The organism is Candidatus Poribacteria bacterium (genome assembly GCA_026706025.1).
Taxonomy (GTDB): Bacteria; Poribacteria; WGA-4E; order WGA-4E; family WGA-3G; genus WGA-3G.
Window position 1 is genome coordinate 41,277 of sequence record JAPOZO010000065.1, and the last position, 11,002, is coordinate 52,278.

The window sequence follows — 11,002 nt, forward strand, 5'->3', positions numbered from 1 at the left end:
GCTTTTGAATAGAAAACACGAAATAACACAAATCTATTTATAGTGAACCCTAAAAATAAGTAGACATATTCGTAGCATAAACTGTTAGTTTGTGCCAGTCTGAATGCCTGTTATAGGTATTCAGACTGTTTGAGAGTGCCCAATTAATTATAGGTTTTACTATAGAAAGAAGATGAAGTTATGAAACATTTCTGTGCGAAATGTGCGTATATCCTGATATGTCAGTTTGTTTTCGTTACGGTTGCTTTTGCAAACACTTTGATGGTTGATGAAGCAGGCAATGTCCTCGCGGAGACGGACCGCTATTTGGCACGTTTTGAAAATGGTGTGCTGACGGACTTTCACAACAAACTCACCAACGAAACCTATACGCAAGGCGAAAGCGAAGCACTCACACGGATGAAAGCCGGACGCAGTCTAACCATACACGAGATTACACCAGAGATAAAAAGACTCTCACCCCTTGAATGTCAACTGATCTACCGCGATACTTGGAGTGTACCAACTGACAATAACGTGGAACTCCATCTGTTTATCAGTATAGACGCAGAAACAAGCGATCTTCTTATTCGGCAAAAAGCTGTTTCAGAAACCGGTGGTATTGAACGGGTTATGTGGGGGTTCGCAAATCTTTCAGAGACAGTTGTGGATGTCATCGCGCCCGTTACAGGCGGTCAAATCCTTGTCAATCCTGATAGATACTACTATCCGCGTAAGTGGGAGACCCCGCTTGCTATCCTTCAAGGACAACGCGGTGGTGTTTTCGTCCACAGCGACGATACACAGTTCCGCTTCAAAACACTCGAATATGAATCCGAAGGTGGTGATGATTTCGCGCTCAACTTTTGGGAAGTGCCCCATGCCCCTTTTGAGCAGGTGAAACAGATCACGACTGCCACATGGCGGTTGAACGCCTATCAAGGCGATTGGCAAGTTCCAGCACTTCTGTATAGGGAATGGATGCAGAAGGCATTGCAGCCCCCTGATCGCACAAAGATGCCCGCATGGATCAATGATATTGAAGTAGTCATCTACTACTCAAACATAGACCTCAATGTCTTAACACCGCTCAGCCAACTCGTGGATCCTGAACAAACATTAATATTTGTGCATCAATGGCGGCACGGCGGACACGACGGGGATTTGCCGAATTATACACCCGACGCGGTGAAACCGGAGTTCGCTGACTTCGTCAAGGAGGCACACGGCTATGGTTTTAAGGTGATGGCGCACGTGAATATGTTGGGGGTTTCAGAGTATCATCCGCTTTACGCGAAATTTGAGAAATATCAAGTCCGCGACCCGTACACGGGTGAAAAAACAGGTTGGCATTGGAAAATCCGTCACACAAATCCAGACAGTCACGCTTTTATTAATCCGGCTTCATCTGACTATAGAAAAATGTTTGTGGATATCTTAAAAAATCTGTGGGAACGCTACCAAGTTGATGCTTTTCATCTCGATATTAGTTCACCTGTCTATAACGATAAGAATGGACTTATTGACGGGTTAACATACGCAGAAGGTAATATCTTGCTCCATCAAGAAATCAGAGACGCTATACCCGGCATCGTTCTCGGTGGTGAAGGTCTCAATGATGTCACCTTTATACATGAAAGTTTCGCAAAACGCTTTCGGATACCAGCAACAGAGATCCCGCATCCGGTTAGTTCCCTTCTGTTTTCGCCCTATACAATATCCTATGGCCGTGCCATACCCAACCCAGATCATGCACTTGACGAATACCAAGAATTTCTCCATGAATATGAAGTCTGGGATGTTTTACTTACCATTCGGATTTATGAGGTAGGCGATTTGGTAGAGCAAGACCGGCCTGAAACTTTTAAGCTATTTGAACTCGCAAGAGAACGACAAAATTATAGATTTGGAGACGTAAATGGCGATGGCATCGTCAACATCCTTGACCTCACACTCGTCTCACAGCAAATCGGAACGCTGAATCCGAGCAATCGACGCGTAGATGTGAACAAGGATGGTGTCGTCAATATCCTCGATCTTGTGCTGGTAGCGAATGCGTTTTAGGTTTGATTATCCTATAAATGTTCGCGTAGAACGGAGGTAACAAATGTTGATGAAATTTCTAATCATTGTAACAGTCCTGTTTTTATCTCCTTTATCTGTTTGGGCAGGCACATTTCTGGAAACCTTTGACGGCAAAGATTTGGACGAATGGGAGCAAATTTGGGCGATTAAGGGACCTGCTGTCTGGGAGATTGTTGATGGTGAACTGCACGCAGAAAGTCGTGAGGCGTATATTCATTTACTGACAACTGGGGACACCACGTGGGAAGACTACACGATGGAACTTGATGTCAAACCTCTGAAAAAACATGGTATTGGCGGTATCATGATCGCTGTGCGAGTTGACGGAACTTGGTTAGTTTACTGCAGTATTTCTGATCCGGTGATTATAAGGGGGGATGATCCGCCGGTTCAAGAAAGACAAATAGGTTGTTACGCTGCCGGTTTGCACCTGCCACCACATGCCACCCTTTTCGAAGAACTGCACCCACTTTTAAGATTAAACAGATGGTCCCATCTGAAATTAAGTGTTGAAGGCGATATCTTTACCTTCTGGCTTAATGGTGAGCAGATTATGGCACCGACGAAACTTCTAATTTTCAAGCAGATTGATGTCTTTGCGGATTTTCCCGATTTTCAGACTGGCGGTGTCGGTTTCGGTCTCTGGAACTATACGGCAATTTTTGATAACATCACTGTCACAGGGGATAGCGTTCCAAACAGCGGTGATTTCGCCGTAACGCCCCAAGCAAAATTGGCGACAACCTGGGGACACTTGAAAAGATTTTAGTGTCAATAGTGATAGCATTGGAAGGAGAATTATTGTGAAATCTGTGATGATTGTAGTGACCCTTTTCCTCCTGCCTCTTTCTGTTTGGGCAGGCACATTCCTGGATACCTTTGAGGACGGAAATTTGGACGGATGGCGGGAACTGGTTCCGTGGGACAGGGAACCGGGGTCTTGGGAGATTATTGCTGGCGGACTTCACGGGTCAGTTGATGATGGGTATCCGCGTCTATTCATAACCGGGGATGACACGTGGAAGGATTATACAGTCGAATTTGATGTCAGACCCCTTAAAAAACATGGGCGTCCAACGATCGCCATAGCGGCGCGAATTCAGGAGAAATGGTTCGTACGGTGCAGTCTTATGGAACCAGTCGTTGTATTGCCTGGGGGTGGCAATGCGCCAGAAAAAGGATGGGTGTTCTGTTCGGCTGGCAACTTGCACCGTGAAAAAGCCGATCTGCTTTTCTTTGAGCCGCATCCACTTTTAAAATTATTCAGATGGGCACATTTCAAGTTAAGCGTTGAAGGCAGTATTTTCACCTTCTGGATTAATGGTGAACAGGTGATGGAGCCTACGGAACTTCGTATTGTTAGAAACCGCGATGGCTTTGAGGACTTCCCTGAGTTTCAGACCGGTGGTGTCGGTATCGGTCTCTCGAATTATACGGCGCGCTTTGATAACTTTACTGTTACAGGCGATAGCATTCCCGACAGCGGCGCGTTCGCCGTAACGCCTCAAGGAAAACTGGCGACAACCTGGGGACACTTGAAAAGATTTTAGTGTCAACGGCGATAGCATTGAAAGGAGAATTATTGTGAAATCTGTATCTATTATAGCACTCCTTTTTTTCTTGCCCTTTTCTGTGTGGGCAGGCACATTTCTGGATACCTTTGAAGACGGTAATTTGGACGGATGGCGCGAAGTTGTTCCGTGGGATAGAGTTCCGGGGTCTTGGGAGGTTGTTGCGGGTGGACTCCACGGGACGGGTGATGATATATCTCTGCGTCTATTCACAACTGGGAATGATACATGGACGGATTACACAGTCGAATTTGATGTCAGGCTCCTTAAAAGAAGACCCGGGACCCCACGTATCTCGATTGCGGCGCGGGTTCAGGAGAAATGGATAGTGCAGTGCATTATGATGGAGCCAGTAATCGTGTTGCCTGCGGGTGCGAATGTGCCAGAAAAAGGATGGGTGAATTGTTACGCTGGCAGTTTGAACGATGGAAAAGTTAAGGCACTTCTCTTGGAACCGCATCCACCTTTAAAATTATTCAGATGGGTACATCTAAAGTTAAGTGCTGAAGGCAATATCTTCACCTTCTGGATTAATGATGAACAGGTTATGGAACCTACGGAACTACGTATTCGCAGAGACCGTGAAGGTTTTGAGGACTTTCCTGAGTTTCAGACCGGGGGTGTCGGTATCGGTCTCGCAAATTGTACGGCGCGCTTTGATAACTTTACTGTTACAGGTGATAGCATTCCCGACAGCGGCGCGTTCGCCGTAACGTCTCAGGGAAAACTTGCGACAACTTGGGGAAACTTGAAAAGATTTTAACGTCAATAGTGATAGCATTGAAAGAAGAATTATGATGAAATCTGTGATGATTGTAGCGATCCTTTTCTTTCTCACCTTCTCTGTGTGGGCAGGCACCTTTTTGGAAACCTTTGATGGCAAAGCGTTGGAGGGATGGCAGGAAATTTGGGTGGATAAAGGACCCGCTGTCTGGGAGATTGTTGATGATGAACTGCACGCAGAAAGTCGTGAAGCGTATACGCATTTACTGACAACTGGGGATAGCACGTGGGAAGACTACACTATGGAACTTGATGTCAAACCCCTAAAAAAACACGGTATTGGCGGTATCTCAATCGCTGTGCGGGTTGACGGAACTTGGTTAGTTTACTGCAGTATTTTTGATCCGGTGATTATAAGGGGTGATGATCCTCCGGTTCAAGAGGAACGAATAGGGTGTTACGCTACCGGTTTGAAACCGCTACGTGCACATGCCATCCTTATCTCTGAACTGCACCCACTTTTAAGATTAAACAGATGGTACCATCTGAAGTTAAGCGTTGAAGGCGATATTTTTACCTTCTGGATTAATGATGAGCAGGTTATGGCACCGACGCAACTTCAAATCTTCAAGGGGATTGATGTCTTTGCTGATTTTCCTGATTTTCAAACTGGGGGTGTCGGTTTTGGGCTTTGGAACTACACGGCAATCTTTGATAACATCACTGTCACGGGTGAGAGCGTTCCCAATAGCGGTGATTTCGCCGTAACGCCCCAAGCAAAACTGGCGACGACGTGGGGACAGTTGAAGAAATTTTAGATACACGGCGAAGCAGCAACCATAGGTGTCAATTTAAGAAAATAGCCTTGTGGGTCGTAGTATTGAATCAAGATTGAACGGATTGCATCAGGACGGTAAAAAAATCATAGAAAAGTGACCCTTTTTCACACACGTTGTATCAAATAGAGACAGAGAGAAACCCAACGTTTTTGTTTGCAAGTTTCCAAAGTTATGCTAATATGAAGTTGGGTTTCACTGCGTTCTTGATTGCGGACAATGACGTGTCGGATTTGAGAGTATTTGACGTATCATATCTATCTTCTTAGTTTCGTTCAACCCAACCTACAATGCTTTTTTTAAATTGACATGTGTCAAGTACCCAACTATTTCCATACTGAATTGCTTGGAGGATATAAAAATGAAAATAAAACGGACCTATACAGCCTTTGGGATAACATTCTTGTGGAGTCTATTTCTTTTGAGCATAAATGCTTCGGCGGATACGTATATCTCCTTTAGTTCCAACCGATCAGGGAACTATGACATTTATGTCATGGATATATTTGGAAACAATCTACGCAACTTGACGAATCACCCCGCTTATGACGGTGACGTAACATGGTCACCCGACGGACGTTCTTTCGCTTTTGTGTCGAACCGCGATGGACACCGCGAGATCTACATTATGGATGTCGATGGGATAGCAACTCGACGATTGACAAATCATCCAGAGGAGGCGGCCCAACCGGACTGGTCGCCTGATGGAAACTGGATCGTATTCACGTCGGACAGAGAGAGCAGAGAAAACTATGATATCTACAAAATAGGTGTCAATGGTAGAAACCTACAACGACTCACTAAACATAAAGCATACGATTCGGCACCGGCGTGGTCGCCAGATGGGAAGCAGCTTGCCTTCTCTTCCTATCGCGATGGAAGTATGGGTATCTATGTGATGAATGCCGACGGAAAACATCTCGAGCGCGTTAAACAGGTAGAGGCAGGCGGAGTATCTCCGAGCTGGTCGCCTGATGGGAAACAGCTGGCTTATTCTTCAAGTTTTGCGGGCATTGGTATCTACGTTATGGATATGCGTCAGAAAGATGTGCGCCGCGTGACACCTATGGGCATTTGGAGTCGGCACCCAACGTGGTCACCCGATGGTGATTGGATTGCCTACGATATGGAACCTGAAAAGCAGTGGGGCAACCCGAAGGAGTTGGATCAAAACATTTATATCGTCAGTGCTGACGGCGGTAGACCTCGCCAAATCACAGTGGATGCGGGAAAAGATCGTGATCCTGCGTGGGTCCCGGAGGCATTTTTCTCAGTATCCCCGAGCACGGAGAAGCAGACAACGTTATGGGGTAGACTCAAGCAAGCAGAAAACACTGTCAAGTAACCACTGTATTATAACCCAAGTTGCTACTAACAGATTTTGCCTACTTCGGAAAGGTTTTTTGTCTTTTTTCCCACCCCGTGGGGGGTTTTTGCTTGGGTGTTTCTTCAATATATCTATAGAAAGCAAGATATTCAAATACCTGCACTCCAGCGGAGTGCTATGTGTATAAAAAGGTAGCAACTTGGGTTATTATAGGAGAAATTTATGAATATAAAGCGCACGCGAACTTATATGATATTAGGAATGGCATTATTGCTAAGTATGCGTCTATTCGCCAACAGCGGCTGGGCGGATGAACGTGAGGTCCTCTCTTTTGTTTCTGTAGAAGACAGAACGCGTCCCATTATTCTTATGGATACCCAAGGGAAGATCCTCCAAGAACTCGTTATCCCGGACTTGACACAACTGTCTATGAGTTGGTCTCCTGATGGACGTTCATTTACCTATCATGCCATTCACAATCAAGTACCTAATCTTGACTTTGACATTTATGTGATGGATGTGGAAACACAGACAAGCCGTCGATTGACGCTTGATGATGGTTTGGATATATGGCCCGCTTGGGCTCCGAATGGGAAGTGGATTTCGTTCGCCTCAAACCGCGCCGGAACGTCCAACCTTTATAGAATGGATGTAGATGGCGGAAATTTAATGAAATTGACGGATGGGATAGGCTACGATAAAACCGCTTGGTCTCCAGACAGTCAATGGATCGCCTTTACTTCAAGAGCCGCCCTTTTTGTGATGACTGCTGAAGGAAAAAAATTGAAGAGGCTCACGGGGAATGCACACGGCGTTGACTGCACATGGTCACTGGATGGCGAAAAGATTGCTTTCTCCGCAAATAACGGAATTTTCAGCATTGGTGTCAATGGAAAGAATTTGCGCCAACTCACACAACTCGATCAAAGGGTATGGTCTCTTACGTGGTCGCCGAGTGGGGAATGGATCGCCTATCGTTTGACAGACGTATTCGATGATTTGGTCGTCGGGGTCGTAAACACAGTAGATAGTAAGCGGGGGGGAGTGCTTGAGGCGACGCGAGGATTAAAACCTCTTTATCTTGATTGGGTCCCGGAGGCATTTTTCTCAGTATCCCCGAGCACGGAGAAGCAGACAACGTTATGGGGTAGACTCAAGCAGACAGAGAATACTTCTAAGTAACCGCCGTGTTACAGGAGGAATTTATGTATATGAAACGCTTGCGATTTTATGTGGTATTAGGGATGGCGTTGTTGCTAAGTGGCAGCCTATTCGTCAACAGCGCGTGGGCGGCAGCGGCTGAGATCATTTCTTTTCTCCCCAGAGGGAACGGAGAGCGTTCCATCCATTTCATAGATACCCAGGGCAAACTCCTTCAAGGATTGATGGTGGGTCCTGGACGTATAAGCAGCTTCAGCTGGTCCCCTGATGGGCATTCGATTGCCCACGGTTCTAATCAGGATGGGGATCCTGATATTTATGTGAGGGATGTGAGAACAAATGTAGCACGTCAGTTGACGTTCCACGATAGTCGAGATATATGGCCCGCTTGGTCGCCGAATGGGAAGTGGATCGCATTCATCTCCGAACGTGACGGGGAGATGGACATCTACAGAATGGATGCAGATGGCGCAAATGTGAAGCGGCTGACGAGCCGGGGCGACTGCAAAAGACCGGCTTGGTCGCCAGACAGCCAATCGATTGCCTTTAGTGCATCCAAGAAAGATGAAGAAATAGGATCCGATATTTATGTCATGAGTGCTGAAGGAAAAGGGTTGAGGCGGCTCGCAGATACATCTGCCAGTGTCTGCGCATGGTCGCCGGATGGTAAAGAGATCGCTTTTATTCCACCTGGAGATGCTGTCGGGGGTACTGCGCTCTTCAGTATTGACATAAATGGCAAAAACATGCGTCAACTCACCCGGTTGTATAAAGGGTGGACATTAATCACTTCACCGGTATGGTCCCCGCGTGGCAAATGGATTGCCTATATTTTGACTCAAATGCCAGAAGCATTGGTCGAAAGATTGCTCGGAGGGGAGCGGATTCCGGCAGATGAAGTTTCCGCTAACGCGGTCCTCTGTATCGCCAATACAGAAGACGTTGGGGGTGGGGAACCCATCGAAATGCCAAGAGGATTAGTACCTGGTCATCTTCAGTGGATGCCGGAGGAATTTCTCTCTGTATCCCCGAGTGCGGAGAAGCAGATAACATTTTGGGGGGTGCTCAAGCAGACCGAGAATATTTCTAAGTAACTGCCGCGTTACAGGAGGAATTTATGAATGTGAAACGCATACGACCTTATGTAATATTAGGGTTGGCATTATTACTAAGTAGTGGGTGGGCGGAAACTGAGTGGGATGTCCTTTCTTTTAATTCTGAAAAAGGTGGAGACAGTCCTATCATTCTCATGAATACCGACGGAGAGATACTCCAAAAATTGGCAACCGATCCGGGAAAGCCATCCCAATTCACTTGGTCTCCCAGTGGGCATTCGATTGCCTATGAGTCTTGGCACGGTGGGAACCTTGATATTTATGTAATGGATGTCGGAACAGATGAACACCGTCAGTTGACTTTTGACGGTAACAAGGATCGGTTCCCTGCATGGTCTCCGAACGGGAGATGGATCGCCTTCGTCTCGGAGCGTACGGGGAGCGCGAACATCTATAGAATGGATACGAATGGAGAAAATATGAAGCAACTCACCAAGCAAGAAGGTTGCCGCCGTCCCGCTTGGTCTCCAGACAGTCAGTGGATTGCCTTTAGTTCAGAACACACTCTTTACGTGATGGGTGCTGGCGGTAGACAGTTGAGAGAACTCGCATGGGCTACGCGCTTCACCAATTGTTCATGGTCACCCGATGGCAAGCAAATCGCTTTTAGGTCAAATGCTGCGAATGGGAGTAGCGAAGTTTTCAGCATTGACGTAAATGGAAAGAACCGCCGCCAACTGACGCAATCGAACCGAGGAGAAGACATCTCCGACCCTATGTGGTCGCCGAGTGGAAAATGGATCGCCTATATCCTGGGGCGGATCCCAGCAGGCGGGGCACCGGTAGATCAAATTAGGGCTGACGGGGTTATCAGTGTTATTGATACGATAGACGGTGCGGATAGCAAACCGATTGAGGCAACAAGAGGATTGCCCAAACAGTCTCTTCAGTGGGTGCCAAAACAGTTGCTCTCTGTATCGCCAAGTGTAGAGAAGCAGACAACGTTATGGGGAGTGCTCAAGCAGGCAGAGCATACTTCCAAGTAGCTGCCGCGTTATAGGAGGGATTTGATGAATATGAAACGCTTGCGATCTTATGTAGTATTAGGGATGGTGTTATTGCTAAGTAATGGTTTGTTCGTCCACAGCGGCTGGGCAGCTGAGTGGGACATCCTCTCTTTTGTTTCCGAAAAAGGTGGAGACAGTCCTGTCATTCTCATGAATACCCAAGGCGCGATACTTGAAAGGTTGACAACCGATCCGGGAAAGCCATCTAACTTCGCCTGGTCTCCCAATGGACGTTCGATTGCTTATGATTCCTGGCAAGGTGGAAACTATGATATTTACGTGATGGATGTGGCAGCAAATACACACCGCCAGTTGACTTTTGATGGTAACAAGGACTTGGGCCCTGCGTGGGCTCCAAATGGGAAATGGATCGCTTTCGTCTCGGACCGTGCTGGGGACAGGACTATCTACAGAATGGATGTCAATGGAGAGAATGTGAAGCAACTCATAAACAAGAAAGATTGCCGCAAACCCGCTTGGTCTCCAGACAGCCAATGGATTGCCTTTGCTGCAGAACACACTCTTTTTGTGATGGATGCTGGCGGTAGAAGGTTGCGGGAACTCACATGGGCTACACGTTTCTCTGAGTGTTCATGGTCACCTGATGGCAAACAGATTGCTTTTATCTCATCTGCTGCGAATGGGGGCACGGAAGTTTTTAGCATTGATATAAACGGAAAAAACCGGCACCAACTCACGTGGTCGGACCAACCGGTACTCATTTGGGACCCTGTGTGGTCGCCGAGTGGGAAATGGATCGCCTATATCGTGGGTCCGATCCCATTCGAAGGTGCATGGGCAAATCAGATTATGACTAATGGGGTCGTCAGTGTTGTCAATACGACAGACGGTGCGGGTGGGAAACCGATTGAGGCAACAAGAGGATTACCAAAAAAGTCTCTTCAGTGGGTGCCAAAACAGTTGCTCTCTGTATCCGCAAGTGCAGAGAAGCAGATAACGTTATGGAGTAGACTCAAGCAATCCGAAAATACTGTCAAGTAGGTACTGCATTATAGGAGGAATTTATGCGTATGAAACGCACGCGAACTTATGTGATATTAGGAATGGTGTTATTGCTAAGTATCAGTCTGTTCGTCCACGGTGGCTGGGCAGATGAGGCGGACACCCTCTCTTTTATTTCCAAAAAAGGTGGAGACAGTCCTGTCATTCTCATGAATACCCAAGGCGCGATACTTGA

The 11,002-nt window shown here is 46.8% G+C and carries 10 protein-coding genes; all 10 read left to right on the top strand.

Going from position 1 to position 11,002, the window contains the following annotated elements:
• The first annotated feature begins 180 nt into the window (after positions 1–180).
• Positions 181–2,043 (top strand): DUF6259 domain-containing protein, encoded by a 1,863-nt coding sequence (locus tag OXH00_17105; GenBank protein ID MCY3742735.1) that lies wholly within the window; start codon positions 181–183, stop codon positions 2,041–2,043.
• 49 nt (positions 2,044–2,092) lie between these two features.
• A complete protein-coding gene (locus tag OXH00_17110) occupies positions 2,093–2,833 on the top strand; it encodes a DUF1080 domain-containing protein (GenBank protein ID MCY3742736.1) in 741 nt (246 codons plus the stop codon).
• 34 nt (positions 2,834–2,867) lie between these two features.
• The gene (locus OXH00_17115; GenBank protein MCY3742737.1) at positions 2,868–3,614 is read left to right on the top strand and encodes a DUF1080 domain-containing protein; all 747 of its coding nucleotides are present in this window, start codon (positions 2,868–2,870) and stop codon (positions 3,612–3,614) included.
• Between the two features lie 34 nt (positions 3,615–3,648).
• Positions 3,649–4,398 (top strand): DUF1080 domain-containing protein, encoded by a 750-nt coding sequence (locus OXH00_17120; GenBank protein MCY3742738.1) that lies wholly within the window; start codon positions 3,649–3,651, stop codon positions 4,396–4,398.
• Positions 4,399–4,429: 31 nt separating this feature from the next.
• Positions 4,430–5,176, top strand: a complete 747-nt coding sequence (locus OXH00_17125) for a DUF1080 domain-containing protein (protein ID MCY3742739.1) — start codon at positions 4,430–4,432, stop codon at positions 5,174–5,176.
• A gap of 379 nt (positions 5,177–5,555) precedes the next feature.
• Complete coding sequence (locus tag OXH00_17130) at positions 5,556–6,539, top strand: hypothetical protein (GenBank protein ID MCY3742740.1); 984 nt, start codon at positions 5,556–5,558, stop codon at positions 6,537–6,539.
• A gap of 204 nt (positions 6,540–6,743) precedes the next feature.
• Complete coding sequence (locus tag OXH00_17135; protein MCY3742741.1) at positions 6,744–7,703, top strand: hypothetical protein; 960 nt, start codon at positions 6,744–6,746, stop codon at positions 7,701–7,703.
• A gap of 23 nt (positions 7,704–7,726) precedes the next feature.
• Entirely contained in the window at positions 7,727–8,776 is a 1,050-nt protein-coding gene (locus tag OXH00_17140; GenBank protein MCY3742742.1) for a DPP IV N-terminal domain-containing protein, read from the top strand.
• 23 nt (positions 8,777–8,799) lie between these two features.
• Positions 8,800–9,783: a hypothetical protein gene (locus tag OXH00_17145; protein MCY3742743.1), complete on the top strand. Its 984-nt coding sequence runs from the start codon at positions 8,800–8,802 to the stop codon at positions 9,781–9,783.
• 24 nt (positions 9,784–9,807) lie between these two features.
• A complete protein-coding gene (locus OXH00_17150) occupies positions 9,808–10,806 on the top strand; it encodes a hypothetical protein (GenBank protein MCY3742744.1) in 999 nt (332 codons plus the stop codon).
• Positions 10,807–11,002: the final 196 nt, after the last annotated feature.